Source organism: Streptomyces sp. NBC_00513 (assembly GCF_041431415.1).
GTDB lineage: Bacteria > Actinomycetota > Actinomycetes > Streptomycetales > Streptomycetaceae > Streptomyces.
Window position 1 is genome coordinate 23,722 of the sequence record NZ_CP107847.1, and the last position, 24,803, is coordinate 48,524.

A 24,803-nucleotide genomic window follows, 5' to 3' on the forward strand; every position below is an offset into this window, starting at 1 on the left:
GGTGAAGAGCTGCGCGAATGGCGGTGTCCCGCCCCTCGTCGCAGGGGCGGGAGACGACGGTTTGCGGTCTCCGCTCATCCTTGAAGTAGTCGTCGTCGCCTGGCTTCTTCGTCCGGGTCCGGCGCAGTGTCCGCTCCGGCGGGGGCGGGCGGTGTTTTCTCGGGAACCGGGCGAAGGGTGATCAGGTAGGCCTCGGCGGATTCGAGGAGGGAAGCGTCCGGGGCCTGTCGGCGCCCGCGTGCCTTGACCTCCAGCTCGTACCAGCCCGGGCCGGAGGCCGACAGGACCGGAAGTTCCGACTGCGGCCCGTCGACGACCGACTCGATGCGCAGGCTGCCCGTGGGCGACCAGACCTGCGCCGTCGCGGCCTCCTCCCATTCTCCCGACGAGACCTGCGAAGGCCCTGTCCGGACCTCAACTTGCACGTTGCCGGTGTTGATGCCGGTCCGCACCATCGCCCCTGCGGACATCGGGGCAATCAAGTCACCGGACCAGTCAGCGCTTTCGATGGGTACTTCGCCATGGTCGAAGATCCCGAAAGTACCTTCGTTGACGAAGACCGGGGCCTGGTGGATCGTCATCACCGCTCCTTGTGTCGTACGGCGCAGCCACTGCCAGGCGAGGTAATCACCGCCTCGGCCGCCACGCAACGGCGCCGCCCCGGCCGGTCCGGGGCCTGCACTGCCCTTACTGGACGACCACGTTGAACGGGTCGCTCTGAAGGACGCGATCGCGCCGGAAGAACTGAGTGTTCGTGCCGCCCTGCGAGCTGTTGTCCCCGTCGCAGCGATCATGCACACGCTGGCGCCGACGGGGCCGGTCCCGGCCGGCACGCCGGTGAACCCGCAGCCGGGGTGGGTACGCCGCGTCCCTCCGGCGTTCAGCCCCTGCTCCGAGGTGGCGATCGGGTACTCGTCGCAGGACTTTCCGGGGACGCTCGGAGCGGACCCGCAGGCCTTGGTGCGGTTGGAATCGATGACGGTCTGGTCCTCGGTCCGTGTCAACCGTGACGGCAGCCCGCTGGCCTGCGCCTTGGTCACGTGGTCGGCGAGCTCAGGCGTCGCGGTGCGGGTGTAGACAAGGTTGGAGGCCACCCACGGAATGACACACCCGATGCCCGGCCGACCGGCCGTGGCGTTGTCGCAGCGCACCTCGTTCATCGAATAGTCGACAACGGCGGGGTCGTAGCCCGCATTGTTGAAGGTGAGGTACCACATGGTCTTGCACTTGCCCTTTGTCGCGGGGCCCACGAGTGAGCTGTCGAAGAAGGACTCTCCGGTGTTCCAGCTGTTTACGGGCGAGAGGGGCTTGGCGGGGAAAGTGGCGCTGGTGCGCGTGCAGGGGCCCGTCAGCGTCGCCTGCCCGTCGATCGTGGCCTTCGTCGCGTCTCCCCAGCCGCTGTACATCGACGTGTCGATCTGGTGCGCGTAGCGGCCCAGACCGGTGTCGGTGTAGTTGTACTGCATCACTATGAGGTTGGCCTGCCCGGTCGTCGTCCGCTGTCCGTTGCTGACGCGGTAGGTGGTGTAGGTGACCGTCTGCCAGATGCATGCCTGGGTGCGGGTGCCCCACACCTGGTTGTTGGCCTGGTCGCACCACTGCGGTGGCGTGACGCCAGCGGCAAGTCCGGGCGATGGCCTCAGCCCGCCGTTGTGTGGTGTGTCCGTGACCTCGAGGCAGCTGTGGCGGCCGTCGGAAGTGGGCGTCGAGCACGTGTTGTGGCTGATGGCCAGACGCGCTGCCGGGCTGCTCTCGGGCTTCGGGTTGTGTCCGTGTCGGGTGTCAGCGGCCTTGCGATCGAGGCGGGCCGGGTATCAGCGGTGGTCTGGGCAGGAGCCGCGGCCGTCGTTCCCACGACGGAAGCGAGGGTGGCGGCAAGGGTGGCGGCAATTCTTAACACGGTGTTGCTGGCGGCGTTCTGACGCACAGCTTCTTTCCCTTCTACGGGTGGAAGGGGCGACAGTAGCCCGGCAAGACGAACAGACGTGCGACGATTTTTGTGGCTTGAGATGTCAAGAGGGTCAATCCGGCTCAGCGTGTCGCGGACCCACAGCAGCCTCGCCCAGGAGCCGACAGGGTTGCGGACCCTCCCCTTCCATTGAAAATCCGGTACTTCGGACTCCTTTGCGCAGGCCCTCGGACGAGGCGATCACCGGACCCGAGTTCCGCCTCTGCGTCGGCGGCCGACACATGCCTCGACGGCCATGAGGCATCAGCCAGCCACCGGATGTCCGATCCGTAACGTGCCCACTCCACCATCACGGGGCCGTCGCCCGGCCCGGCAACCGGCAGGCCACGGCTGGTCTCGAACACCACACGACCGGGATCGGCGCTTCGGCGCAGTCGCCATGCTCGGCCAAGAACGCGGAAGCCTCACGTCGGCCAGTGCCCAACACGCGGGGGGCACAGGAGGTTCTGCCGTCCCCGTCGTCTCGGAAGGGTGTCGTACCGAAGTAGTCGGCGTGCGTATCCGGCAGGACGACCCCTTGACCACCAGGCCACAGGGCACCGCAGCTCGCGCCGGCCCAGTCTGGAGGCAAGTTGTAGGGCTACTTGTGGAGCAAGTTGGAGAGCAAGTTGAAAGGCCAGTTGTAGGGCATGTTGTAGAGCAAGCAGGGCCGGAGCCGTCGGGGACGGCCGCAGTCATCCTCGCCCCGGCCACGCCAGAGACCTCTCACCACGGCTATTGCGTGGACAGAGAGGTGTCGTTTTTCATTTCGGGCTTGCCCACGGGGTCTGACCTGCCGGAACGCGCCCACTCCGGTTTAGGGGGTCCCACTCCCGGTCACACCTCCGGTGCAACGCCTAGTCTCCCTCTGCAGCCACCCCTGCAGACAACCGCCGGTGCAACTCCCCGCGCGCCGAGGGAGCCTGGGCAAGCCTGCGAATCCACGGCCATACCCCCCTTGCCCGCCATGGAACCCTCACCGGTCAAGGGGGTTGCCCTCCTGTCCTTCGCAGGCTTGCCCAGCGTGGTCCGTCAGCTGCGGGGCCCCTCCCCCAGCAGACGGCACCCAGATGAGGCGGGTTCGCCGACGCCGAGACGGACGGGCGGAGCTCGTCCTGGGCGGAACGCTCTGCGCCGATCCGCCCGGAAGCCCCCGGCGAATCCTGGTCGGCGACGGCGGGCACCGGTCCGTACTCGAGCGGGCGGCGCGCGGCACGGATGCGGCCCAAGGGCGTTCTTGCCCGCTACCGGAATCCGAGGGTGCCGCGCCTCGAAGGCCGCAACTCCGGTCGCTTCTCAGTAGTTCGCCCGCCGACATCTCCATCCATACCGTTGAACGAGGCCGGTGGAAGTCGTTACGCGCTGCCGGCCACGGACGCGTGGTCCGTGGCCGGCAGCGCGTCGGTCTGTACAGGCTGGCGATCGTGACGGGGCGGGTCTTACGACTCATTTTAGGTTCAGCGGAGTCCAGCTAAGGCTGTTGCGGTACCCAGTCCGGTACTCGTGCGGATCGACTGCCATCAGCGCCTCGACGGTGTGGGGGCTGGTGCGGTTCAGCAGCAGCGTCGGCTTGCAGACATCGGTCATCACCATGGCGGGGTGGTCGATGTGCAGCCACTGGGACATGCGCCGAGAGAGGTCTGGTTCGGGGGTGACGACTGTTGTGAGCAGCATGGGGATGTCGATCCTGATGTCCCGGACTGACCACATGAGCTGATCCGCCCACGAGTCCGGCTCGTTCTCGGGGTCGTCGTGCGGATCGTCGACCGGCTCGTCCCATTCGGAAGAATGCGGAGGTACGGGATGGAGACGTTCGTAGCGCTCGATGACAATGAACGCTGGCTTTTCCCCGTTGATCAGTCGCTTGGCCCGTGCGTTCACGTCGTCGGCAGTGGGAGTGGGAGTCTCGTCGATGGATAGCCAGCCGGAAATGGTCTCCGGCGGGTAGCCGGTGTACAGAACGGTGGGGACACCGGCTTTGGCGGCGTGGACCGCGACATCCCTGCCGATCTTCGCCTCGCGGCTGCCCCGCTGGGCAATGATGCCGACCTTGTGGCGATGGTTCAGCTCGGCAAGCTCGGTGAGCTCTGGCCATGGAGTCGGAATCGGTTCGCGGGTCTCCATGGTCCGCCGTAACGGTTCCGGGAGGCTGGCGTACTTCTCTGAGATCTGGTCACGCTCTTTCGGCAACGTGCCACTCCCCTCTGTTCGGGTCCTCAGTGTCGCGCTGTCTGCCGACGCCCGTGTGGAATCAGCACGATCTCCGTGCGCGAGGTCGAAGCGCCCTGAGGAGATACGGGCTCAGGCATGGGCTCCAGAGCGGGAGGGAACCGCACGGACACGCCCAGGCTTTGGAGTCGAAGTCCTTGATCTTGCGGACGACGGAGCCGGCCACAGACCAGGTGCTCTCGTCCCTCCGAGCCAGGAACCGTTCCTACAGAGGGGGTTGGCTTCAAGCGTCGTTGTTGATCGGCGCCCAGCCTGCTTGGTTTACCGCGGTAAACCAGCGTGCGTTGGCGAACCTGGCGGCCCTGGACACAAATCGGACAGCGCTATCTGGCATCATTCCGCTCAGCCCGAAGTACCGGATCCATCGGGAAGCAAACGGAGCGAGCATCTAATGCCAGCAAGCGTGTACGTCGTATCCATCGACCCTCAGGCGTCAACCGTCTGGTGGGCCAACCGCATCACTGATCTGCCCTTCGACTTCTCACAGGAGCACGAGTCTCCCGAGAACCTGAAGATCCTCCAGGACACTGGCGCACGAGTCCACGTGATCGCCAATCAGAAGGGTGGGGTCGGCAAGACCACCACGACCCTCAACCTGGGCGCCGTGGTCGCTGATGTCCTCAAGAAGAGCAAGGACGGGTTGCAGCACGTCTTCATCGACACCCCCGGCAGCCTCCAGGATGAGAACCTCCTTCTCGAAGCCCTGAAGTACGCGCATGACGTGATCGTGCCGATGCCGCCCGAGGGTCTCGCATTCGACCCCACTGCGCGCACCATCGCGAAGGTCATCGAGCCCACGGGTCTGCCGTACAAGGTCATCATCAACAACTGGGACCCTCGTGATGGCACGGCGGACCTTGTGGACACCCAGGAGTACATCGACGCGCAGGGGTGGCCGCGGGCCGAAACAGTCATAAGGCGATACAAGGTCCACACCCGGGCCTCGGTCGAGGGCAAGGTTGTCACCCAGTACGCCAAGAACCGGGTCGCCATGGAGGCTCGCGAGGACTTCTTCCGCCTGGCTCTGGAGTTGGGTTACGGGGGTCGTGCGTAATGTCCGTCGGACGCCGCACCAGTCTCGCGTCACTCGCGGGTCAGAAGGTCGATGACGTTCCTGGCCGGAGCGATCCGCTCCTGCTGACGTTGCCACTGTCGAAGATGGTGCCCAGCCGGTTCAACCCTCGCCGCAACTTCGGCACCGAGGATGACCTCAGGGAATTCGGTCTCAAGCTCAAGAAGCGCCAGCTGCAGCCTGCTGTCGTGGTCTCGCGTGCTGCCTATCTCAAGCTTTGGCCTGAGGAGGAGGACAGCGTCGGGGCGCTGCCGTACGTCATCGCCAATGGCGAGCGTCGCTTCCGTGCGTCCCTCGCTGTCGGGCTGTCGACGCTCAATGTCGTGCACAACGAGGACGTCGCGAAATCTCGTGCCGACTTCCTTGACGCGGTCCTCGCCGAGAACAACGACCGCGAGGACCTGGACCCCATCGAGCGCGCCATCGGTATTGAGACGATGGTTGAGCAGCTTGGGGGGGCCGACCGGGTAGCCGAGCACTACGAGAAGACGAAGGGGTGGGTCAGCCAGCAGCGCAAGCTCCTGAAACTGGTACCCGAACTGCAGAGCCTGGTCTCCCAGGGCGAGATGCCGGTGCGTGTCGCTCGGGACATCGCCGGCCTGCCGCGTACTGACCAGGTGGAGGCATGGGCGCTCGAGGTTCAGCGGCGCGCGGCAGCCGAGCGAGCTCCCCGGGCCCCCCGGGCACGGAAGACCGACGCCGCCCCTGCTGCCCCAGTCGCGCCAGTTGCTGTGGCAGACCCGGGTGGGTTTACCGCGGTAAACCGGAATCCGGTAGGTGCCCATCATGCCGACGCATCCGCGACGACCGTCGACGCGGAGCAGCCTCGGTTTACCGCGGTAAACCAGCTGCTGTCCCCCACCGACCGTCCCTCAGGTATCGGCTCTGCCACCATCCGGACTGAGAGTCTGGCCAGTGACGGCCGGCAAGCTCCGCCGGAACTGCCCGACCCACGCTCAGAGCTTCGTGCCATTACGGAGGTACCGAAGCGTCCGCTGATGCCGTGGGCCGATGGCGTTGCCAGCATGGACATCATCTTTGAGAAGCTCCAGCCCGAGGAACGGCGGCGAGCCATCGCACGCTATCTCGAACTGCTTGGGTCGGCTGAGGCATTCGTTGTCGACCTCTCCGCCTCCAGCAGCCCAGCCTTCCGAAGCCAGGTTGCCGAACTGCTTCTTAAGGAGCTGTAGCCCAACGGATCCCAGGAAGTGTCCCGGCCGGGGCACTTTGAAGCGGCCGGGAGTCCCCCGGAAACACAAAAGGCGGCCCCCGTCCCCCGGATCAAGGTCCGGGGGACGGGGGCCGCTTCTTGTCTGCTCAGGCGCTCAGGTCGATGTCGGGTGGAAGGTCGCGTCCGGAAAGGGTGTGGGTAAGGAGGTGGCAGGACTCGGTCCACGCGCCTTGAATTCGGGTCCTGACGCAGTGGAGCGTGCAGGTGAAAGCGGTCTCGGCGTCGGGACGAATGAGGACCCGGGCAACGGGGTCGACGTCGGGTTTCTGCTCGGGGAGTGGGCGTCCGCGCTCCAGGCCGCGCTCACCGATCCGTACGGCGACGTCGCCGCGGCCGGTCCAGGAGGCCGGCCTCTGGCGGGCGGCGAGCATGCGGTGATCTCCGCGCCCGTCTTCTGGACTCCGGGGTACAGGGGGCCGGTGCCGCGGGGGCGGCGGCGGTAGCGGGCCGTCACGTGCGCACCATCCGGCGGCGCAGCCGTGTGCGGATCCAGTAACGGAGCGGGGCTCGTTCTTCGTTCTCCTCGATGGCGTCGGCGAGCAGTTCTTCGAGTTCGGTCATGTGCTCTTCGGCGAACCACTGGGGTTGGTAGTCGTCGCCGTGGCACACCGGGCATAGGTGATCGTGCCCGGCGAACTCGAGCCACGGCGCGCACCCGGCGTCCTGGCAGTCCGGCCGGGTGGGGTCCTCACCGATGCCGGAGCAGTACGGGCAGGGGGTGAAGCGGTAGTCGATGGGGGCGCCGTGGTGGAGGTCGGAGTGGAGCTGGGCGAGGCCGCGGACCCCGAGCTCGCGCAGCAGCGCGTCGGCGGCGAGGACTTGGCGGTCGATGCCGGTGTTGTGGTGGTCGGCGAGCATCTGGACGGCGGTGCACCAGGCGAGGGTGGAGCGGTCGACCGGCACGGCGTAGTTACTGGCCCACGGGTCGGCGGGGTCGGGGTCGGCGGGCGGCGGGGTCGGCGCGGTGAGCGGGATGCCGAGGGTGGTGAGCTGGGCGGTGACGTCGGCGGTGCGGCGGGTGAACTGGTCGAAGACCGTGGTGGGCATCGGCCCTCACTTTCGACGGGGCCGCCGGGACCGTGATGGTCCCGGCGGCCGGAGCGGGTGGGGTCAACGGGAGAGGGCGAGGGCTGCGGTCACCGTGTCGGTGAGGGTGGTGCAGACCGGTACCCCGTGGCGGCGGGCAACGCTGTTCAGGTAGCAATTGCGCTCGGGGTGGGGGCAGTCGGGCGGGCAGCCGACCCCCAGGCGGCGGTGCCCTGGGCGCTCTGGGCGGCGGCGTATTCGTCGGCTGACCAGGAGCCGCGGGGATGGCCGGCGGGGAAGCGCTCCAGAACGGTCCGGGGCTGCGTCGTGGCGGCCATCAGGCGTCGCCGCCGTTCACGCGCTCGTGGATGTCGATGAGGTGGGCGATGGCGTCGGGGTTGTCCGCCAGGCCGACCCACGCCCCGTACGCGGTGAAGACGGGGACCTGGTCGCGGTCGGCGTCGAAGATGACGACGTAGTCGCCGAACCTGTCGAGCACCATCTCCCGCAGGACCGGGACCAGCGCGGTGTCCAGGACCTCCAAGGCGTCGACGGTGAGCCGGGCGGGCTCGCCGGGCACCGGTGGCTGTACCAGGGTGCCGGTCGCGCGGAGCAGGTCGCCGGGCTGTATGCCGTTCAGCAGCTCGTAGGTGATCCAAGGGTCGCCGCTGGTGCAGGTGACGACCGTGTCGGGGGAGTCGTCGTCGAGCGCGTCGATGTCGGCGAGCCGGACGACCAGGTCGAAGAAGACGGTGTCGCGCGGGCCGGGAACGGGGACCGCGTCGACCCAGCCGTCGACGGCACAGTGCTTGGTGTCCATTAGCTGGCCTCCGCCAGGGTCTCGGTGGTGCGAGGGGGAGCGGGGTCGGGTGGTGCGCTGCGCGATGTCCAGCAGCTCGCGGTTGCGCCGCTTCTGGGCATCGGTGAGCGGGCGGGCCTGCGCGCCGTGGCGGTGCCAGAGCGGGGAGGCGGGCGGCTCGGGGTAAGCGAGGGCGTGGTCGACGTCGCGTTCGGTGCTGCTCATGGGGGCCTCCGTCTGGAGGGAAAGTTCAGGCGTGGTCCTTGCTCTTGCCGCTCTTGGGCGGGTCGGAGACGAACCGGGTCTCGCCGGGATTCCGCGCGTTCCAGAGTTCCGCGCACGTCTTGTGCACGGCCTCTCCGTCGTGGGACCTCAGCGGAGTGGTCTTCCGGCACAGCACGCACCGCTCGGGCCAGGCGAAGTGCCCGCCGTCGTGCCAGCCAGAAGTTGGACCGGCACGGCGGCCGGCTCGGGCGGTGCGGGTGCGGGGCGACGGCGGGTGCTCACGGACGCAGGTCGGGCAGCTGCCGACGCACCAAGGCGACCATGTCCTCAGTGGGCTTCCAAGGCCCGAGCTGCCCGCGTGCGGGAATCGGCAGGGCGAGCTCCTGGACGTCGGTGAGCTCCAGGTGCCACAGGCCGGGCTCCGCCCACTCGGTGCAAGGAGGGGAACCGTCCGGGTCCTGGTGACAGCCGGTCAGCCGGGCGACGCCGACCACGGCGCCGGTCGGCAGGTCGCGGCCGCGGATCGTGCGGGCGACCAGCGGCAGGCACAGGGCGGGCCGATCGGTCTGCAGGCCCGCGTGCAGCAGCACCAGGCCACGCCAAGACCAGGGCTGAGGGCGGTTCTCGATCGTCTTGGCCCCGGCGACGATGGCGGTGGTCCACGGTTGCTTGATGCTGATTCCGCGGATCCAGTCGCCCGCCGGCGGAAGGATTCCGGTGCTCATGCCGCTCGCCCCCAGACTGCCGTGCCCGGCCGGCCGGCCCGGCGACCGTTGACGGACGGGACCATGACGTGGGCGGCGGTGGCGAGGTGGGCGCGGCCGGAGTGCTTGCCGTCGTACAGGGCGGCGTCGGCGGCCCGCTGCAACACGGTCAGGTCGCGGGTGCCGAAGACGCCGGTGCTCGCGGCGCCGACCGAGGCAGCGACGTCGACGCTGCGGCCGTCCTCGAGGACGACGGGGGTGTGCAGCATCCGGACCAGCTGCGCGAGGCGCTGCTCCAGGCGCGCGGCGGGCACCTGGACGACGGCGGCGAACTCATCGCCTCCGAGGCGGCCGACGGACGCGCGCGGGCCCGCCCACGTGGTGAGCCGGGCGCCGAACGCGGCGAGGACGGCGTCCCCGACCGGGTGCCCCATCGTGTCGTTCACGGCCTTGAAATGGTCGGCGTCGACCATGACCACGGCCAGGTCGTCGCGGCGGGCCAGGAGCCGGCGGGCGCGGGCGGTGAAGGAGTCGCGGCGCAGCAGACCGGTCAACGGGTCGCGGCGGGTGGCGGCGAGCTGCCTGTGCAGCGTGACCGCGTGGACCGCCCAGCCGGTCAACGGCACGGCGGCGGTCGTCAGTAGGAGGGTGCGCTGGCCGAACCGGCCCTGAACGCGCAGGAGGGGCGACATACTTGGGTTCTCCGTCTCGTCTCGTACGGGATGGATGGGCCCGGGGCAGCCGACGAAGCCGCCAAGCAGAGCGGCTGTCCCGGGGCGGAGCTACAGCGCGCGAAGTCAGCGCGGACGGTCCGGCTGGAGGGGTTGTTCCAGAGGCCGGCCTTCGCGGCGGGCCACTCCATCTGCCAGCCGGGCCGGAGCCCGGCCACTCCCCAGGGGTCCGGCTGCCTGCCGGGAATCTCGAGTCCGGCCGTGTGCGCGGTGAGCGCGGCGTCGTACTCCTCGTGCGCGCGGCGCAGGGCCGCGGCGGGGGAGTCGGCGACGCCGGTGAAGACGTGCACACCCCTGTGACTGAGCGCGATAGTTGGCCCCGACGGACAACTCCGATGCACAGAACGCGGGCAGGTACGGGAGCGACGTGGCCGAGGGCCAGCCAATCAGCGCTGAACCGAGAGTCCCCCAGCTCAGCGCGGGCCTGCCGCCTCGCGCGGGCCATCTATCGCGCACAAGGGCCGAGAAGCGTGCTCAAGGTCCAACTTGGCGCTGAGCCACAGACGTCTCCGCCCGATGGCTGCCGTAACCAAGAATCAGCTGAACCTCGGCTCCCTCCCCTGACGGCTGGCCTCCCAGCGAGGCAGGCGGGTCGTCAGGGTGTGCGCGGTTCAGCAGCGTCCGAAGTGGGTTTGGGATTCACCCTGGCCGTCGGAGCGCGGACCCGTCGGGTGGGACGCCACCTCTGAAATTCCTCAAATGTCCTGCTTTCAGGACAACGGCCTCCCAGGATCGGAGGTATGCAGATCGAGCTGTCCGCGCCCCTTGCCGCAACGGCCGCGGCCGTGATCACGTGGACCGGGGTTGTCCTGTCCGCGAGGCGGACGTCCCGCATCACATGGCAGGCCTCGCACGTAGATCGCCAATACACGGCCCTCACCACGTTCATCGAGGCAGTCCAGAGGATGGACTACCTCGCCGACCAGCCGGAAGGCCCAGAACAAGCGGTCAAAATCCTCCACAGCTGGACAGCAGTGCAACTCACCGCTCCAAGACACCTCCTCCAGCACGCGGCATATGTCCTTGACGCCGCCCGAGAAGTCGACACCAAGTCCTCGTACGTGGAAGAAGCCCCGGAGATGCACACCGCGGAACGCAAGATGGCCTTCGAGCAGGCACGAGCCGAACTGCGACGCCGATGCGTCAACATGGTGGCGGCGGTCCGCACCTGGCACGAGCGCCCTGGCCCCACCCCGTGGGGATAGGCGATTCGCCGGCGTTCGGCCCTTGCGCGCGCTAGGCCCGCGCGAGGCGGCAGGCGCGCGCTGAGCTGGGGCTTCTCGGTTCGCCGATGCTCTGAGGCGTGCAGCCCCCGGCTGCTGGGCCCCTGTCCTGAGCGCCGAACGGCTGGCCCTCGGCTACGTCGCTCCCGTACCTGCCCGCGTTCTGTGCATCGGAGTTGTCCGTCGGGGCCAACTATCGCGCTCAGTCACAACCCCGCCGGGCCGAGTCGGTCGTGTCGTGTATGGGGACGTCAACCTCGTAGGTGCGCAGCATGACGTCCAGCTCCCTTCTGTGCTCGGTGGTGAGGGGCCACCGCGACCGCCCCGGTCTCCGTCGAACGGGGCCGGGGCGGCACGGAGGACCATCACCCGCTACGGCACGGCCGGCTCCTCGGTGGGGACCTCGTAGACGTCGATGACGTCCTCGCCGCCGGACCAGGTGCCGGGGGCGTGGCGGATGTAGACGATGTGCAGCGGGGAGCCGTCGCGGGCGGCGACGTCGTACTCGTGCACCAGGTGCTTCTTGAGGGCGGAGCGGACGGCCGGGGCCACGGACCGGATGGGCGTCCGGGACGGGAACGGCAGGAAGCGGGCGCCGTTGACGGTGGTGTATTGCAGGGCCTGGCGCGGCCAGAGGCGGGCGGCGTTCATCGCGCCGTGATCGCGCAGGGCCTGGGTGTGGGCGGCGTAGTACGCGCGGGCGGTCTCGGACATGGGCATGAGCGGGGCTCCTTCAGCGTGCCGGGCAGGGTCAGAACTCGAGCCGGATCGTGATAGGGGTGCGGTGGTCGCCGTAGTCGCGGCGGGGATTGGGGACGCTCTGGCGGTGCGCGGTGAAGCCGGCCGCACCGAATGGCGAAGAGGCAGTGTTCCAACCCGGAGCGCCTTGGTAGCCAGGTCCACCACGCCGGAGGGCGGCCCGGTGCGGGCCGGGGGCTGCCCGGCTCACTGCGGGGTTCCGGCCGTGAGTTCGGAGATCCGGTACACGCCGGTGAAGCCCTCGTCGTGCAGCCGGGCGGGGGTGGGGAGCAGTTGGTGGTGTCCGCGCACGATGTGGACGGGCACCGCGCGGTCGCGGCCCGCGTTCTGCGCTTCGACCGTGGCCAGCGGGACGTCGAACAGGACGGCGATGGCGGGGCGTTGCCAGTAGCGGGCGCGGGCGAGCAGCCCGTTCCTGACGTGGACGTGCACGTTGGTGCTGTCGACGATCGTGGTGAGGCCGCGGGCGAGGCGGGCGTCCAGGAGGAGGTTTTGGATCTCGACGGCGACGGGGGTGGATGACTGGTCGGTTTCTGAGTCGGTGGCCAGGTGTCGGTAGAGGTCCAGGGAGACGCGCCAGGTGTCGGGGTAGCGGGCGGCGAAGGTGGACTTGCCGGAGCCCGGCGGGCCGACCATCACGCAGATGGCGCCGGCGGGGAGGTCCAGCGGGTTCATCTCGGGTCCTTCCGATCGGTGGGCCGACGCGTGGTCGCGGAGGTGGTCGACCCGGGCCGCGTGCGCGGCGAGCCGGCCGGCGATGTCGCGGAGGTGGCCGGCTGGTCCTGCGACGCTTTCGCGTCGGATGAGGCCGGCTGCAAAGTTCCGCGACGTGTCCGCGAGTTCGATGGCGGTCTCGGCGAGCACGCTCAGCGCCTCCTCCGATTCCGGCCCTGGCGCCGGGTTGGGGTCGTGCCGGTTCACAGCGTGCCTCCGTCCTGGGGCTCCCCGGACGCGGGCCGGTACGGGCAGAGGATCCAGGGCACCGGCTCGCCGGCCGTGTCCTGGCAGCCCGGGCAGTGGTCGCCGATGGGGCTGTCGAGGCAGATCAGGACGTCGTCGTCGCAGCCGGTGTGCCGGGCGTGGGGGCGCTCGCCGTGGGGGCAGGCGCCGGTACCCGCCTTGGCGAAGTACGGGACGGCACGGTGGGGTTCGCCGTGCTGGTGCGGGCTTGGCGTCGGGGTGTGTTCGATCGTGGTGGCGCGGGCGGTGTCGGCGAGCAGCAGGGTGAGTTCGTGTCCGTGGTCGACGGCGTCGGCCAGGCGCTCGATGAGTTCCGGAGCCAGGCAGCGGCCGCGGGCGCCGGTCAGGATGCCTTCCAGGTAGAGGGTGTCGCCGAGGATGCGGTCGTGGAGTTCCAGGACGCCGGGTTGTACGTGCAGGCCGTCCACGTTCCGCACGACGGCGAGGTAGGCGTGGTCGACGGCGGCCGCGTACGCGGCCGCCGTCTGCTCGGCCAGGATCGTGTCGACCCCGTCGAGGGTGTGGTGTGCGAGCTGCCATTCGCCCGCACTGTCGGTTCGGCGGGTGTGTAGACGGCCGAGCCGGCTGGTGACGGCCTTGATGAGGGAGCGGGCTGGGAACACGGTGACCTCCAGGGGGAGGGCCGGTCGCCTGGTCTCTGCTGACCGGGCGGACACCGCACGGCCCCGCCGGCGCACGCCCGAAGGCGGCGAGGCGGGGCCGCACGGAGAACGGCCGGTCAGCTCTCGGGGAGCTTCTGCAGGTAGAACTCCGTGCCCCACTGGGTGACCGAGACCTTCAGGACCTCGGGTTCGTCATCGGCCAGACGCTCCAGTTCGCCCACGATCCACTCGTCGGTCCGCTGAAGGCTCAGGCGGTGGGTGTCGAGGTGGTACAGGCACAGACGCAGGCCCTCGTCCCGGCAGCGCAGGCCGCGTACGAGGGTGCGCAGCAGTTCGCGGGCGGCTTCTTCGTCGGGGCGGGCGGGGATGTCGCGGGGCAGCGCCCGGCAGCCGGCCGCGTGGGTGTTGGCGAGTTCGGCCGCCTCGTCCAGGGTGAGGATGGTGCTGTAGTGCGCCTTGAGCTTGGTCGCCTGGTAGTGGCAGCCGAGGCAGGACACTACGTGGCAGCCGCTGGCGAGGAAGACGAGCACGACCGCGTGGCCGAGGTTGTAGTACCGCTCGTCGACGGTGATGCCCTCGGGCTTCCAGGTCTCGCCGGTCTCCGGCCACGGCTCGGGGGCCGGCGCTTCGACGGGCTCGGGACGGTGGGCGAACAGGGTGAGGGCCATGGGTTACTGCTCCTTGTCGGTGTCGGGGCGTGCGGCGGGGTGGGTCCGGCGGGCGGCGACGGTGGCCGCGGCGGTGAGGACCGGGGCGAGCGCGTACGGCCGGATGCTCATCCGGTGACCGCGAGGATGGCGGCGACCAGGAGCAGGGCGAGCGCGGTGAGGATCGTGTCGACCGCGCGGGCCAGGCGCGTGAACTTGGTGACCGCGATGGTGGAGAGCGCCTTGATCCGGGCGGTTCGGGTGTCCTCGTTCATGGAGGCCCGGATGCCGGCCTCGTCCAGCCGCGCCCAGAGCGGGAATCCCTCCCGAACGGTGCGGCCGCGGCCGCCGAGGTTGGGCCGTACGACCAGGAGCAGCAGCACGGCGGCGGCCGCGAGTGCGAGGCCGGCGGCGCCGCCTGCGAGTTGGGCGGGCAGTGGCAGCTTCTTGCCCGCGAGGGTGGCGAGTCCGGCGAGGACCGCGCCGGTGAAGGCCAGTAACAGCGAGGCCTTGTTGTCGGTGCGGGTGATCTCGCCGGTGACCGTGGCGCAGGCAGCGTCCAGGTGCCGGCTCGGGTCGCTGGTCGACGTCGCGGTGTCGGTGTTGAGGGTCATGTCGTAGTCCCTTCCGGGCCGGGCTGTCCGGCTCCCCGTCACCACCCGTCCCGCGCGGTGCGCGGGGCGGGTGGATCAGGCAGCCGCCAGGACCGTCAGCGGAGGATCACGTGGTCGGGGTGGCCGTTGGCACGGCGACTCTCCTTCCAAGGTGGTCGTGGATCAGGCGGCCGGGTGGTGAGTGACCGGGGCCGGGAACGTGAAGTAGGTGTCGGGGCTGGGCTCGTAGCCCCTGGCGCAGGGGTCGCAGCGGCCCTGGGTGCGCAGCGGTACTGGCGGAGTGCACTTGTTCCGGAGATGCGGTATTCAGGTGTTGGCTTCGTTCACGTGAAGTCGTGAAGTAGCAGCGTTTGGCCGGCTGTTTGGACAGCAGTTGGCGATCTTGAGTGCTGCAGATGCACACGAGAAATGACGTCGCCGTGCTGCGGTGTCACCGGAGTGCGGCAGAAGGGTCCGCCCCTTGATCACCGGTCGTTAGAATCCCCGCGTTCGGATGCTGTCAATGGGGTGGAAGGCCAAGCCGTGGACGATGATTTCTGGGCCTGCTGGCCGGAACGATGGGCCGGCACGGACTGCGACGTGCGGACGGCCTTGGGCGCGGTCCCGAGGGAGGTCAAGGACCGGTTCAGGTATGACGAGGTCCCTTGGCAGCGGTTCCGGCACTTCTACGGCCCGGGCGAGGAGATCCCCGGACTGCTCGCCACGCTCGCGTCTGGGGACGCCAACGCAGCCGACAGGGCCTTGGAGCGGCTTTGGAACAATCTTCATCATCAAGGCGGCACCATCGCGGTGGGGGCACTGGCGGTGCCGTTCCTGCTCCGGGTCGCGGCGACTGGGCGCCCCGAACTCCGTGCCCAGACCCTTCGCCTGGTCGCCGAGATCGGCCGGTGTCAGCACATGGGGGACGGTACGCGGGAAGGCTTGCTCCAGGTCGCTGAGGAGCCGTTGATGGTCGAGGGCAGCACGATGTGCCCGGTGGACTGGACGATCCAGGCGGCCCGTCAGGCCGTCACGGACGACCTGCACCTTCTACTCCCGCTTCTCGCCAGCCCCGACCCTGAGGTCCGTTCCGAGACCGCCGTCCTGGCGGCGGCGACCGGCGAGCTTTCACACGTCCTCTCTACTCTGCAGTCCAAGCTGGCGAGAGAAGATGATGCGGTGGTCCGGGTGAGCCTGATCCTGGCGATCGCCCAACTCGCCCGCGAACATTCAGACGAAGACGCTCCCAGGTGGGCCCGGGATCTGTGGTCGGATCCCGGACGGCCGCCCGAGGTCCGCATCGGCGCTGGCCTGGCCTGGCTGTGCCTGGTCACCGACCCCGCCCCCGACGTGCTTCGCGCCCTCCTCACCGACCCCGGCATCCGTCAATACGACGACCTGCTCCAGCCGGTGCCGTGGCTCACCTGGATCGACCCCACCGGCGTTGGGTTGCGCAGCTGCATCGACGAAATGCTTACGGCGAACTTCCCCGAAACAGTGCTTGACGACCCTTGGGGTGGAGGACCAGCAAGCGGGACTGACCAACAGTCGGCGGCTTCGTGATGGCGAGTGACCTGAGCCTTTCCTGGAGGCTCAGCGGCAGGGGCTGGGCTAACTGCACCATCGCCGACCACGAGCGCGAAGCAGACCTCACAGCGTCCTCCATCAGCGAGGCACCGGAAGACCTACTGAACGCCGTCAGCCGCGTGCTGACCGGGCAGACCGAGGTCCGAACGCAGTTCGAAGCCGAACCCACTGCCTACCGGTGGGTCTTTTACCGGCAGGACACCACTGTGTGGATCCGCATCGTGGAGCTGAGCCACGGCGAACTGCACAACAGCGCCGGCACGGAGGTGTGGAGCAGTTGGCAGCCCGTCGACCGGTTGGTTCGGGCAGTCATTCGCTGTTTCGACCAAGTCGCTGACACATACGGGGAGAGCGTGTATCGAGGCAAATGGGGTGAGCACTTTCCTCGTACTGAGCTGGAAGCCCTCAGACGTCTCTGGCGTCGGCGGGGCGCGGCGGGTGGTGCGTAAGGCCGGGCGGCCTGTCCAGCCCTCGCCCCGTCCTGCGGCTGCGGGGGGTGGGCGAGGACCAGGCGGAGCGACCGGGGTCAGCGCTGGAAGCGGTGGACGTTGTCGGGGGCGTCGTCGTCGGGGGCCGGAACCGGGGTGGGGATGTGGATCTCGGGCCGGATCTCGATCTGCGGTTGGAAGGCCGGAGCGGGCTGGGCGGGCGCAGGGAAGTTGTTGACGACCGGGCGCAGGCTCCAGCCGCGCAAGGCGACGGTGGAGGCGATGGTCCAGGCGAGGACGGCGATCGCGGTGGCGACGGTGCGCCCATCCGCAGGGGTCGTGGTCCACACGACCGCGACCGTTGCTGCGCCCCAGACGGTCCAGGTGAGGCGGGCGCCGGTGGCGCCGGTGAAGCCGCCGATCAGGCCGAACAGGCCCGTGAGCTGCCAGAAGGTGTAGATGGCGGCGCCGCTGACTGGGAGGCCGGCGGTGTGCTGGGCGATGTGGGTGCGGATCGGGTTGTCGACCACGCCCCAGAACTCGTCGGAGGCGCTGGTGCCGACCTGGGTGGCGGGGAGCGCGTCGGCCAGCCGGCCCAGAGCGGCGTCGAGGACGTCCCCGGCGGTGTCGAGCAGGATGACGACCACGCACATCCCGGTGAGGACCAGCAGGGCCTTGATCCAGTTGGTCATGCCGTGCCAGCCGGACTGCGGGACCCGGCGCAGTTCCTCCCACCGGCCGTGCAGAAAGCCGTCCTGCTCCCAGGAGGCGTTCCACGCGGCGCTCAGCTGGGCGAGGTTGGTGCCGGGGTCCTTGCCCGGGGCGGTGGCCGGCGTCGCGGCCGCCTGGTCGAGCAGGTCGAGGAAGCTCGGGGTGTTCGGGTGAGGCTGGCCGTTGATGTTCTTGTCATCGGACTGCATGGTCGGGCGCTCCCTTGATTGGGCGGTGTGGTGGGTGGTGTGCAGGCCGGATGGCCTGGCCCGTACCCGACCGCGAGGGGTTCGGGTGCGAGGCAGGTGGTCCGGAACGGAGGTCAGAGGCCGCGGGCGTCGGCGAAGCTGGCGGCTTGGTCGAGCATCCGCGTTGGGATGCGGCCGCTGGCGAAGCCGTCGTTGAAGGACGGCACGGAGTCGATCTCGCCGAACTGGCGGCGGATCGCGTCCATCAGGACCTCCAAGGCGCGCGATTCCAGGCTCTGGTCGCCGCGGGCTTCGATGTGGATCGCGCCGTACAGGCAGCGAGCACCGTCCTCGTCGACCAGGGCACCGGAGCACCAGCCGCCGGTGAGCAGCCGGTGGTGCGCGCGCTGCAGCAGGGCCGCGACCGGGGTCGGGTAGGGCGTGGGCGGTTGGAGGGTCGGGGTGAGCGGGACGGTGAGGACGTCGGCCAAGTCGACGGGCTCGGTGGGGATGTGCGAGGTGTTGACCTCGTAGGCGACGGCCGCTTCCTCCAGCCGGACGGTCATCGCCGCGTTGATGAACGCCATGCGTTCCTCGAGGGACAGTTCCGCTGGCGGCGCGGCGGCATGGGTCGATGGGGTGGGGTGGGTTAGGGCGGGGGAGGGGGCTGTGGTGGGCATCGGGGCTCCTGGCGGGGTACGCCGAAGGGCGCCGCCGGGGTGTGTCCGGCGGCGCCCTTCGGCGTCGTGCAGCGGGGAGAGGAGGGGCGGGTTAGTCGGGGGTGTAGTTCAGCGCGCCGCAGTTCCAGCAGTCCCATTCGTCGGGGACTTCGACGAGGTCGCAGCAGTTGCACCCGTCGCCGTGGACGACGCAGTCCTCGTCGCAGTTCCAGCAGGTGTAGTGCAGGTGTGCCATGTCCTCGTCTCCCCCTGTGTGGTGGGTGGGGCCCGAGACGAGCATGCGGCAGATACCCGCGCGCTGGTGCGGCGTTGGCGGAAGTGGCCCACGTACGAGGATCAGAGGCCGGCGGCCAGTCCGGCGAGTGAGGCCAGGGCGCTGTTGATGGTCGGAGCGAGGCCGGTCGCGGCGAGGGTGAAGCCGAACAACGTGCAGACGAGGGCGGAGCCGATGCGGACGTGGCCGCCCTTGACGAGGACAACGACGACGATGCACAGCAGCACGGTGGCGGAGATGGACAGGGCCACGGCGGGAGTCCTCCTTGAGGAGATTGGACGGGTGGGGGCTGGCCATGCTCGGGCAGGCCGGCCCCACTGGGATGGACTGGGAGAGGATCAGGCGTTGTTGAGGCTCCTGATGGCCTCCAGCGCCTGGCGGGGCGAGGCGATCTGGGGCTCGGAGCGATTGCTGTCGGCCTTCGGCCCGCGCTTGCCGCCTCCGCCCGTGCCGCCACCGCCGCCGCGGCGGCGGGAGCCGCCTTCGTCGTCGCCCTCCTTGGGCTCGGGCCAGAACTCGCCGGGGCGTACGGGCTCGTTCCAGTCGAACCACAGGCCGCGCTTGGTCAGCTCGCTGATCTCGTGGTCGGTGAGCCGGCAGACGTCGTGGGGAAACAGGTCGGCGAGGTCGGTGTCGAAGTCCGCGTACAGCGACCGCATCAACACCGCGCGCCCGTTGTCCATGACCATGATGGCGACCCCGCCCGTGCTCACCCCGTTCTCCGGATCGGCCTCGCCCTTCATGGCCCGCTCGATCGTGGAACCCTCCTGCTGGGCGTAGCGGGCCGGGATGGTCGGGACGTCGTAGGCGTTCTCCATCGTTCCTTCCGCCGCCTTGCGGGTGGCGCCGGGCGAACCCATGTTGAAGATCGTCGGCCGGCTGTTCTGGCGGAGGTTGTCCTTCATCTCGGTGGAGAAACCGTTGTGCGCGAACGGGGACTGTCCCGCCGGGTTGAAGCCGATGCCGTACTTCAGGCCGGTGACGGTGAGGTCGTCGCCGTCGGCCTGGATGAACTCGCCGAAGGTCGCGTCCTGGGCCGCGGTCATGAACTCGTCCGCGTAGACGTTCAGCTGCCGGTAGGGGCAGCGGGGGTCGCCCGGCTTGTAGTCGTGCGGCTGGCCGTCGTGCGGCCAGGGCATCTCCGCGCGGATCTCGCACAGCGCCTTCGCCGCCCGCAGGGAACGGGCCATCCACAGGGCGTGGGAGCCCTGCCGGTCGATGTAGCGACCGAGCACGGTGGTCTTCTCGTCCTTTCGGACCGTGGAGAGCCACACCACCTGGCCGTTCAGGGACTGCGCGGCCATGTTGATCGCGAAGAACTGCGTCTTGCCGCTGCGACTCACGCCGAGGATGAGGCCGTGGGCGGCGGCGTTCTTGTCGTGCTGGAACACCATGTTCTTCACCGGCTGGCCGGTGATGGTGTAGCCGCACACGTACATGCCCTTGGCGTCCGGGGTCAGCAGTTCGCGGGTGGCGGGAAAGATCGCGGACAACGGGGGCTTGTCGAAGGCGCTGATGAGGAACTCGGTGCCGTCGATCAGAACGAAGACGCAGGAGTCGTCCTCGGGGAGCTTGAGGCCGCGGCAGACCTTGGCCAGGTCGATGCGCGGGGTGGTCGTGGCGTCGGCCATCCTCGCCCGGTAGAAGGTCACCCCGCGGACCTCGTCGCGGGTGCGGTGGACCAGCTCCGAGCCGGGGGCGCCTCCCTTGGGTCCGCCGACCCTATCCGTCCAGCGCTCCTCGGGGGTCGGCTTGGTGCGACGGCGCTGGTTGGCGTCCGGGGTGATGCGCGCCTCCAGCCAGCCCGGCCCGCCCAGGCGGCCGGGCTGGACCGCGACGTCCAGCAGGACGACGTCGTGGGCGGGCACACCGAAGACGGCGGCAACCGCCGCCTCGGACAGGCCGGTGATGGGCCGTCCCGGCTCCGTAGCGCGCAGCAGGAGCGTCATGTCGTGCTGCATCCCGGGGTGCCGGGTGGCCTTGACGATGTGGGTGCGGGCCGGGCTTCCGGCTTGCTCCCACATCATCCGCGCGTCGCGGGTGAGGAGGTCGGCGCCGTCGTCGACCAGCTGCGGAGCCTCTTCCTCGACCATCTCGGGCGCCGGCTGCGGGGCCGGGGCGGCGAGGGCGGGGCGGTGGCGGCTGCGGGCGTGCCGAGAGAACGGCATCACCAGGCAGCCGGCGGCCGCCCATCCGGCGGCGAGCAACCCGTCCATCCAGTAGTGGCCGAAGCCGGTGGTGTGTCCGGCGGTGACGTCGATGGCGGCGGCCAGGACCAGCGGGGACCAGCGCAAGATCTTGCGCCCGGTGCCGGGCATGTTGCTCTTGGCGGCCAGGAACCAGCCGCCGATCCCGGCGACGCCGGCCAGCTGGACAATCTGGTGGACGGGGCTGTCGGGGTAGATGTTGGGGGCCACGGCCAGCACGGGCGTGGCGAGGGTGTAGGCGAGGCGTTCGAGCATGACACTGCGCGGCGTGGACACCAGGTTCTCCTTCGGGAACGGGGACGAGCGGCCCCGCAGAGGTGCGGGGCCGCCCGTGGCGGGGTGGGGGAGGGGAGGGGTCAGCGGTTGAAGAAGCCCGGCCGGGGAGTCTTCTCGGGCCGGTTGGAGCGGATGTCGTCCAGCGCCCCGTACAGGCGGGAGTGCGTGCGCTTGGCCTCCCAGGTGCGGTCGGCGGTCTCCTGCGCGCTGTCACACAGCTGCTTGACCTCCACGGCGGCGCCACCCAGGGCCACCGAAACCAGGTTCGTCATCACCACGAACTTGGCGTCCAGGTCGGCGTTCTCAATGTCACCGGCGACGTCATGGGTGTGAGCCGCGTTGCCCTTCATGCTGCGCCGCAGCGACTCGAGTTCGAGGCCGGCGTCGTCCATGGCCTTGCCGAGCTTCTCCAGCTTGCTCTGGACGGACTTGTAGCGGTTGTCGCCATCGGCCGGAGCCGCGGCCATGCCGGCACCGCCGGATGTGAGGTCGCTCATCAGCGGGTGTCCCCTTTCCTAGTCGTGGTGGGCGGCGGCCGACACGGACGTCAGACCGGCGTCTTCCTTGGCGTCCATGTCCTCGCCGTACACGCGGGCGACCTCGTTGGCCGCGACCCTGGCGGCCACCTTGGCGATGCCGCACTCCTCGGCGCACCGCTGCGCCTGCTCCTTCATCTCACCCGCGGTCTCGGCGAGGTCGGCAACAAGGTCGGTGACGGCGGCGGACACGTTGTGGTCCTCGGCCAGATCGGCGGCCATCTCCGCCAACGCATCGGCGACCTTGCCAAGCGCCTCCCTCAACGCCTCGGCACGCTCCCCGTCGGAGGCGGCCTTGAGGGCGGTATGCGCCATCTCCATCAGGTACTCGTCGAACGTGATGTCCGTGCGGTGTTGAGCGCTGAGATTGCCCTGCGTGGACGGCCTGCTGACCGGTGCGCTGCTCACGCTGCTCCCTTCCGTGCTGGTGGGTCGGCTGGTGCCGGGACGTTCGGTGTGCGGCTCTGGGGCGGGCGGCAGGCTCTTGACGCCGGTCGTCACCGCGGCCGGAGCGTCGGGGAGGTCGGGGACGATGTCCGCGTCGACGATGTCGTCCCCGGTGGCGGCTTCGGCGGGGCGCGGGGGGCGGCTGGGGTGATCGGGCCACTCCGCCGTCGGGGTGGGCGGCGGCCCGAACCGGCCCTCGGAAGAACGGCGTCCGCGCCGGCCTGCACGACCCGCCCGACCGGCACGGCCAGTGCGTCCCGTACGCCGGGTGCGGCCCCGGCGCCCGGTCCGGCCCGAGCCGCCGGAGCGGCGGCGGAACCGGCGGCGCTTCCTCGAACCGTCAGACGGCTCGTCACCGGCCTTGGACTCATCGCCCGCCGGGGCGGCCTTCCCATCGCCGGAGGCCCCGTCAGGGCCGTCCTTGGCGTCGGTGCTCTTGGCCTTGTCGTCGGCGTCTTTGGGCGCCTTCTCCGTGCTGGGCTTGTCGGCCGTCGCGTCGGCGCGGCGCTTGTCCCAGCGGCGTTGGGCTTCCTCGCCGATGGCCTTGCCCAGCGTGGTGCGGCCCGAATCGGGCGACGCCGCGGCTTCCCGCTTCGCCTTCCGTGCCGCTTCCCGCTCCGCCTTCTTCGCCTGGCGGTTTTGCCATTCCTGTTGCCGGTTGGCGCGCGTCTGGTCCCGGTTCTTACTCCGGTCGGCGAGGCCGGCGGAGTGGTCGGCGCTGCGGCGTTCATGGCGTCCGGTCTGTCGGGTCGCGGCGCGATCGGCGCGGCCGCGGGCTCGCTCCGCACGGGCGTTGGACGCCGGAGTGTGGTGCTGGGCTCGGCCGCCGTCGCCCTTGTGGCCACTTCCCTTGCCGGATCCGCCAGAGCCGCTGTGGGAGCCCTTCGACCCCCCGCCGGCCCCGGCGTGCCCCGAACCGGGAGAACGGCCGCCAGAGGGTCGGTCAGGGCCCTTCATGCCGCCCTTGCCGCTTCCGGCCGCCCCGGACCCCGAACGCCCGGCGCTTCCACCGGAGTTCGAGCCGCGCGACCCGGGCCCCTTCGAGCCGGGCCCCGTTCCGGCTCCCGAGCTGTTGCGAGGCCCGCCGCCACCGCTGCCGCTCCCGCTGCGCGGGGACCCGCCCCCGCCACCGGCCTTCGAGCGGCCCTTGTCCGCACCGAGCCCGGAGCTGGGCGACTTCGTGCGGTCGGCGTCGGCCTTTCCGCGTGCCGCCGCCTTGTCGCCCTTCGCTTTCATCATCGCGGCGTGGAGCTTTCCGTTCTGCTCCATCATCGCGACTTCCTGCGCGGTGCGGCCCTCCAGCAGTGCGGCCTTCCGCGCTATTTCAGCCTCGCGGAAAGGCGCTTCGCCTTCATGGTTGTACCGCGCCATTTCAAGGCGGAATTCCAACCAGTCGCCGAGACGGTCGGCGAGAGAGCGCGGCTGGACGTATTCGCCTTCCTCGTATTCGCCTTCTTCATTCGCGTATTGCGGCGGGGTGAATCCGTCCGAGCGTAATGCCGTGGCCGGGTCCGGCGCGGCCGGAATCGCCGGGAGTTCCATCGTGGTTTCTTCCGGTGATTCCGGTGCGGCGGGAATGTCCGCCGGCGGCGGAATGGTGTCGGCGAAGTCAGGGATCGGGGGCGGGGCGTATGAGGGTTCACCGCTCCATGGGCCGCGGACCAGGATCCCGTTCGGGTCGTCCACGTCGGACACGGTGCACCTCCCTCCAGAGGGCTTGACAGCGGGTGGGTCTCGTGTGCACGCGTGTGCACGTGCACGTGTGCACGCATTACGCGAGGCGAAGGCCCCGCCGGAGTCCGGCGGGGCCTTCGTTGGTGGGTGTTCAGCGGCGCGGGCCGTGCTGCTCCAGCACCTGCTCCGCGTACTGCATGAGGTGGTTCCACAGCCTCGGATCGCCGTCGGCCCGCTTGTCGATCGCGAGCTTGAAGAGGCGGCAGACACTCGTGAAACCGCGGATGACGTCGGCGCGTCCGGCCCTGACGTCCTGGGTGATTCGGGTTCGAGTCACGCGGAGCCAGAATTCCATCCGACCCAACTCACCGCGACTTTCGATTGCCCTGCGCTCCTCATCCTTCAGCCAGCTGTTCCGCCCCTGAATGGAACGCTCCGTGCTGCTGAGGGGGCGCGTCACGCCGACTCCCTGTTACTCAAGTCGTAAATCGACGCGGGGCCACCATAGCCGGAATTACGGCTGGGCGCATCCTGCTGCGGCGGACTGGGCGGGGCGGCCTGGAGCGGCGGGGCGTTCTTACGCTGCTTTTCCAGTTCCTTTTCCTTCCTTTTCTTGGCGGTATTAGCTACCACTTCGTCGTGGGCGCGGCGCTTGAATGCGCTCTTTTCCAGGCCCTTGGTGACGCCCTCGACGTGCTTGAGCACGTCCTTGAGCGCCCTTTCGACGGGCTGGGCGCGCATCCAGGCGTCGAACCAGTGATCGCCCTGGACGTGGGTGTCGCGGCAGTGGACGCGGGTCTCCAGGGCGAGGGCCTCCAGGTTCCTGCCGATGTCCAGCAGGACCCGCTGAACATCGGCCAGGTACCGGGCGGTCGCCTCCGGGCTCTGCGCCACATCGCGCAGGGGTGCGTGATTCGGGTCAGTGCTGTTCACGGCGGGTTTCCTCCTGCTGTACTGAGTGGGCTGTCGACTGCTTCCGGCAGTCGCAGCGAGGGCCAGCCCACTTCCGATGGGCTGGCCCTCAC

27 protein-coding genes are annotated in these 24,803 nt (G+C 69.6%); 6 read left to right on the forward strand and 21 right to left on the reverse strand.

The features are described 5' to 3' along the window. Positions 1 to 74 precede the first annotated feature (74 nt). Positions 75 to 1,466, reverse strand: a complete 1,392-nt coding sequence (locus OHA84_RS38210; protein ID WP_371591632.1) for a hypothetical protein — start codon at positions 1,464 to 1,466, stop codon at positions 75 to 77. Positions 1,467 to 3,394: 1,928 nt separating this feature from the next. Then, a complete protein-coding gene (locus OHA84_RS38215; protein ID WP_266976895.1) occupies positions 3,395 to 4,072 on the reverse strand; it encodes a hypothetical protein in 678 nt (225 codons plus the stop codon). Positions 4,073 to 4,568: 496 nt separating this feature from the next. Between OHA84_RS38215 and OHA84_RS38220 the strand changes: the two genes are divergently transcribed. Further along, positions 4,569 to 5,231: a ParA family protein gene (locus tag OHA84_RS38220; protein ID WP_323182101.1), complete on the forward strand. Its 663-nt coding sequence runs from the start codon at positions 4,569 to 4,571 to the stop codon at positions 5,229 to 5,231. Beyond that, complete coding sequence (locus OHA84_RS38225; RefSeq protein ID WP_266976897.1) at positions 5,231 to 6,439, forward strand: ParB N-terminal domain-containing protein; 1,209 nt, start codon at positions 5,231 to 5,233, stop codon at positions 6,437 to 6,439. Before OHA84_RS38220 ends, OHA84_RS38225 begins: the two co-directional genes overlap by 1 nt. A gap of 127 nt (positions 6,440 to 6,566) precedes the next feature. On the opposite strand, the gene OHA84_RS38230 is transcribed toward OHA84_RS38225, so the two are convergent. From OHA84_RS38230 to OHA84_RS38250, 5 genes are all read right to left on the reverse strand, one after another. After that, the gene (locus tag OHA84_RS38230) at positions 6,567 to 6,851 is read right to left on the reverse strand and encodes a hypothetical protein (RefSeq protein WP_266976899.1); all 285 of its coding nucleotides are present in this window, start codon (positions 6,849 to 6,851) and stop codon (positions 6,567 to 6,569) included. Between the two features lie 79 nt (positions 6,852 to 6,930). Then, the gene (locus OHA84_RS38235; protein WP_266976901.1) at positions 6,931 to 7,527 is read right to left on the reverse strand and encodes a hypothetical protein; all 597 of its coding nucleotides are present in this window, start codon (positions 7,525 to 7,527) and stop codon (positions 6,931 to 6,933) included. Between the two features lie 316 nt (positions 7,528 to 7,843). Then, positions 7,844 to 8,530: a hypothetical protein gene (locus tag OHA84_RS38240; RefSeq protein ID WP_266976903.1), complete on the reverse strand. Its 687-nt coding sequence runs from the start codon at positions 8,528 to 8,530 to the stop codon at positions 7,844 to 7,846. A 278-nt stretch (positions 8,531 to 8,808) separates the two neighbouring features. Further along, a complete protein-coding gene (locus OHA84_RS38245) occupies positions 8,809 to 9,255 on the reverse strand; it encodes an ASCH domain-containing protein (RefSeq protein ID WP_266976905.1) in 447 nt (148 codons plus the stop codon). After that, on the reverse strand, positions 9,252 to 9,926 hold the full coding sequence (locus OHA84_RS38250) for a GGDEF domain-containing protein (protein WP_266976907.1): 675 nt from the start codon (positions 9,924 to 9,926) through the stop codon (positions 9,252 to 9,254). Before OHA84_RS38250 ends, OHA84_RS38245 begins: the two co-directional genes overlap by 4 nt. A 779-nt stretch (positions 9,927 to 10,705) precedes the next feature. Between OHA84_RS38250 and OHA84_RS38255 the strand changes: the two genes are divergently transcribed. Next, the gene (locus tag OHA84_RS38255; RefSeq protein ID WP_266976909.1) at positions 10,706 to 11,170 is read left to right on the forward strand and encodes a hypothetical protein; all 465 of its coding nucleotides are present in this window, start codon (positions 10,706 to 10,708) and stop codon (positions 11,168 to 11,170) included. A gap of 390 nt (positions 11,171 to 11,560) precedes the next feature. On the opposite strand, the gene OHA84_RS38260 is transcribed toward OHA84_RS38255, so the two are convergent. From OHA84_RS38260 to OHA84_RS38280, 5 genes are all read right to left on the reverse strand, one after another. Next, a complete protein-coding gene (locus tag OHA84_RS38260) occupies positions 11,561 to 11,908 on the reverse strand; it encodes a hypothetical protein (protein ID WP_266976911.1) in 348 nt (115 codons plus the stop codon). 225 nt (positions 11,909 to 12,133) lie between these two features. Beyond that, on the reverse strand, positions 12,134 to 12,868 hold the full coding sequence (locus tag OHA84_RS38265) for an AAA family ATPase (RefSeq protein WP_266976913.1): 735 nt from the start codon (positions 12,866 to 12,868) through the stop codon (positions 12,134 to 12,136). Next, on the reverse strand, positions 12,865 to 13,530 hold the full coding sequence (locus tag OHA84_RS38270; RefSeq protein ID WP_266976915.1) for a hypothetical protein: 666 nt from the start codon (positions 13,528 to 13,530) through the stop codon (positions 12,865 to 12,867). The genes OHA84_RS38265 and OHA84_RS38270 overlap by 4 nt, the downstream gene beginning before the upstream one ends. A gap of 116 nt (positions 13,531 to 13,646) precedes the next feature. Beyond that, positions 13,647 to 14,198: a hypothetical protein gene (locus tag OHA84_RS38275; protein ID WP_266976917.1), complete on the reverse strand. Its 552-nt coding sequence runs from the start codon at positions 14,196 to 14,198 to the stop codon at positions 13,647 to 13,649. A gap of 107 nt (positions 14,199 to 14,305) precedes the next feature. Next, positions 14,306 to 14,791: a Pycsar system effector family protein gene (locus OHA84_RS38280; protein ID WP_266976919.1), complete on the reverse strand. Its 486-nt coding sequence runs from the start codon at positions 14,789 to 14,791 to the stop codon at positions 14,306 to 14,308. A 522-nt stretch (positions 14,792 to 15,313) separates the two neighbouring features. Between OHA84_RS38280 and OHA84_RS38285 the strand changes: the two genes are divergently transcribed. Both OHA84_RS38285 and OHA84_RS38290 read left to right on the forward strand, forming a co-directional pair. After that, positions 15,314 to 16,333 (forward strand): hypothetical protein, encoded by a 1,020-nt coding sequence (locus tag OHA84_RS38285; protein WP_371591633.1) that lies wholly within the window; start codon positions 15,314 to 15,316, stop codon positions 16,331 to 16,333. Further along, positions 16,333 to 16,806, forward strand: coding sequence for a hypothetical protein (locus OHA84_RS38290; protein ID WP_266976923.1), 474 nt, complete (start codon positions 16,333 to 16,335; stop codon positions 16,804 to 16,806). Before OHA84_RS38285 ends, OHA84_RS38290 begins: the two co-directional genes overlap by 1 nt. 77 nt (positions 16,807 to 16,883) lie before the next feature. On the opposite strand, the gene OHA84_RS38295 is transcribed toward OHA84_RS38290, so the two are convergent. The 7 genes from OHA84_RS38295 to OHA84_RS38325 form a co-directional block, all read right to left on the reverse strand. Then, positions 16,884 to 17,705 (reverse strand): hypothetical protein, encoded by an 822-nt coding sequence (locus OHA84_RS38295; RefSeq protein WP_266976924.1) that lies wholly within the window; start codon positions 17,703 to 17,705, stop codon positions 16,884 to 16,886. A 113-nt stretch (positions 17,706 to 17,818) separates the two neighbouring features. Further along, positions 17,819 to 18,364, reverse strand: coding sequence for a hypothetical protein (locus OHA84_RS38300; RefSeq protein ID WP_266976926.1), 546 nt, complete (start codon positions 18,362 to 18,364; stop codon positions 17,819 to 17,821). Between the two features lie 91 nt (positions 18,365 to 18,455). Further along, positions 18,456 to 18,599, reverse strand: coding sequence for a hypothetical protein (locus OHA84_RS38305; RefSeq protein WP_266976928.1), 144 nt, complete (start codon positions 18,597 to 18,599; stop codon positions 18,456 to 18,458). Between the two features lie 101 nt (positions 18,600 to 18,700). After that, on the reverse strand, positions 18,701 to 18,889 hold the full coding sequence (locus OHA84_RS38310; RefSeq protein WP_266976930.1) for a hypothetical protein: 189 nt from the start codon (positions 18,887 to 18,889) through the stop codon (positions 18,701 to 18,703). Positions 18,890 to 18,976: 87 nt separating this feature from the next. Then, positions 18,977 to 21,121 carry a chromosome segregation protein ParM gene (locus tag OHA84_RS38315; RefSeq protein WP_266976932.1) on the reverse strand — a complete coding sequence of 715 codons (2,145 nt, stop codon included), beginning with the start codon at positions 21,119 to 21,121 and terminating at the stop codon, positions 18,977 to 18,979. 80 nt (positions 21,122 to 21,201) lie between these two features. Then, the gene (locus OHA84_RS38320; RefSeq protein ID WP_266976934.1) at positions 21,202 to 21,618 is read right to left on the reverse strand and encodes a conjugal transfer protein TraB; all 417 of its coding nucleotides are present in this window, start codon (positions 21,616 to 21,618) and stop codon (positions 21,202 to 21,204) included. Between the two features lie 18 nt (positions 21,619 to 21,636). Beyond that, entirely contained in the window at positions 21,637 to 23,376 is a 1,740-nt protein-coding gene (locus tag OHA84_RS38325; protein WP_266976936.1) for an ATP/GTP-binding protein, read from the reverse strand. On the opposite strand from OHA84_RS38325, the gene OHA84_RS38330 reads away from it, so the two are divergent. Next, positions 23,350 to 23,601, forward strand: coding sequence for a hypothetical protein (locus OHA84_RS38330; protein WP_266976938.1), 252 nt, complete (start codon positions 23,350 to 23,352; stop codon positions 23,599 to 23,601). The two genes, OHA84_RS38325 and OHA84_RS38330, sit on opposite strands and share 27 nt — an antisense overlap. 328 nt (positions 23,602 to 23,929) lie before the next feature. Here the strand turns inward: OHA84_RS38330 and OHA84_RS38335 are convergent, their stop codons facing one another. Both OHA84_RS38335 and OHA84_RS38340 read right to left on the reverse strand, forming a co-directional pair. Continuing rightward, positions 23,930 to 24,115 (reverse strand): hypothetical protein, encoded by a 186-nt coding sequence (locus OHA84_RS38335; protein WP_266976940.1) that lies wholly within the window; start codon positions 24,113 to 24,115, stop codon positions 23,930 to 23,932. 119 nt (positions 24,116 to 24,234) lie between these two features. Beyond that, a complete protein-coding gene (locus OHA84_RS38340) occupies positions 24,235 to 24,711 on the reverse strand; it encodes a hypothetical protein (RefSeq protein ID WP_266976942.1) in 477 nt (158 codons plus the stop codon). Positions 24,712 to 24,803: the final 92 nt, after the last annotated feature.

What these genes read in the sequence shown, in the direction of transcription:
- OHA84_RS38250 (WP_266976907.1), bottom strand. Translation starts at nt 9,926, where the DNA reads ATGTCGCCCCTCCTGCGCGTTCAGGGCCGGTTCGGCCAGCGCACCCTC.
- OHA84_RS38220 (WP_323182101.1), top strand. Translation starts at nt 4,569, where the DNA reads ATGCCAGCAAGCGTGTACGTCGTATCCATCGACCCTCAGGCGTCAACC.
- OHA84_RS38260 (WP_266976911.1), bottom strand. Translation starts at nt 11,908, where the DNA reads ATGCCCATGTCCGAGACCGCCCGCGCGTACTACGCCGCCCACACCCAG.
- OHA84_RS38280 (WP_266976919.1), bottom strand. Translation starts at nt 14,791, where the DNA reads ATGACCCTCAACACCGACACCGCGACGTCGACCAGCGACCCGAGCCGG.
- OHA84_RS38235 (WP_266976901.1), bottom strand. Translation starts at nt 7,527, where the DNA reads ATGCCCACCACGGTCTTCGACCAGTTCACCCGCCGCACCGCCGACGTC.
- OHA84_RS38300 (WP_266976926.1), bottom strand. Translation starts at nt 18,364, where the DNA reads ATGCCCACCACAGCCCCCTCCCCCGCCCTAACCCACCCCACCCCATCG.
- OHA84_RS38305 (WP_266976928.1), bottom strand. Translation starts at nt 18,599, where the DNA reads ATGGCACACCTGCACTACACCTGCTGGAACTGCGACGAGGACTGCGTC.
- OHA84_RS38230 (WP_266976899.1), bottom strand. Translation starts at nt 6,851, where the DNA reads ATGCTCGCCGCCCGCCAGAGGCCGGCCTCCTGGACCGGCCGCGGCGAC.
- OHA84_RS38320 (WP_266976934.1), bottom strand. Translation starts at nt 21,618, where the DNA reads ATGAGCGACCTCACATCCGGCGGTGCCGGCATGGCCGCGGCTCCGGCC.
- OHA84_RS38255 (WP_266976909.1), top strand. Translation starts at nt 10,706, where the DNA reads ATGCAGATCGAGCTGTCCGCGCCCCTTGCCGCAACGGCCGCGGCCGTG.
- OHA84_RS38215 (WP_266976895.1), bottom strand. Translation starts at nt 4,072, where the DNA reads ATGGAGACCCGCGAACCGATTCCGACTCCATGGCCAGAGCTCACCGAG.
- OHA84_RS38325 (WP_266976936.1), bottom strand. Translation starts at nt 23,376, where the DNA reads ATGATGGAGCAGAACGGAAAGCTCCACGCCGCGATGATGAAAGCGAAG.
- OHA84_RS38245 (WP_266976905.1), bottom strand. Translation starts at nt 9,255, where the DNA reads ATGAGCACCGGAATCCTTCCGCCGGCGGGCGACTGGATCCGCGGAATC.
- OHA84_RS38275 (WP_266976917.1), bottom strand. Translation starts at nt 14,198, where the DNA reads ATGGCCCTCACCCTGTTCGCCCACCGTCCCGAGCCCGTCGAAGCGCCG.
- OHA84_RS38295 (WP_266976924.1), bottom strand. Translation starts at nt 17,705, where the DNA reads ATGCAGTCCGATGACAAGAACATCAACGGCCAGCCTCACCCGAACACC.
- OHA84_RS38225 (WP_266976897.1), top strand. Translation starts at nt 5,231, where the DNA reads ATGTCCGTCGGACGCCGCACCAGTCTCGCGTCACTCGCGGGTCAGAAG.
- OHA84_RS38290 (WP_266976923.1), top strand. Translation starts at nt 16,333, where the DNA reads ATGGCGAGTGACCTGAGCCTTTCCTGGAGGCTCAGCGGCAGGGGCTGG.
- OHA84_RS38240 (WP_266976903.1), bottom strand. Translation starts at nt 8,530, where the DNA reads ATGAGCAGCACCGAACGCGACGTCGACCACGCCCTCGCTTACCCCGAG.
- OHA84_RS38210 (WP_371591632.1), bottom strand. Translation starts at nt 1,466, where the DNA reads ATGCAGTACAACTACACCGACACCGGTCTGGGCCGCTACGCGCACCAG.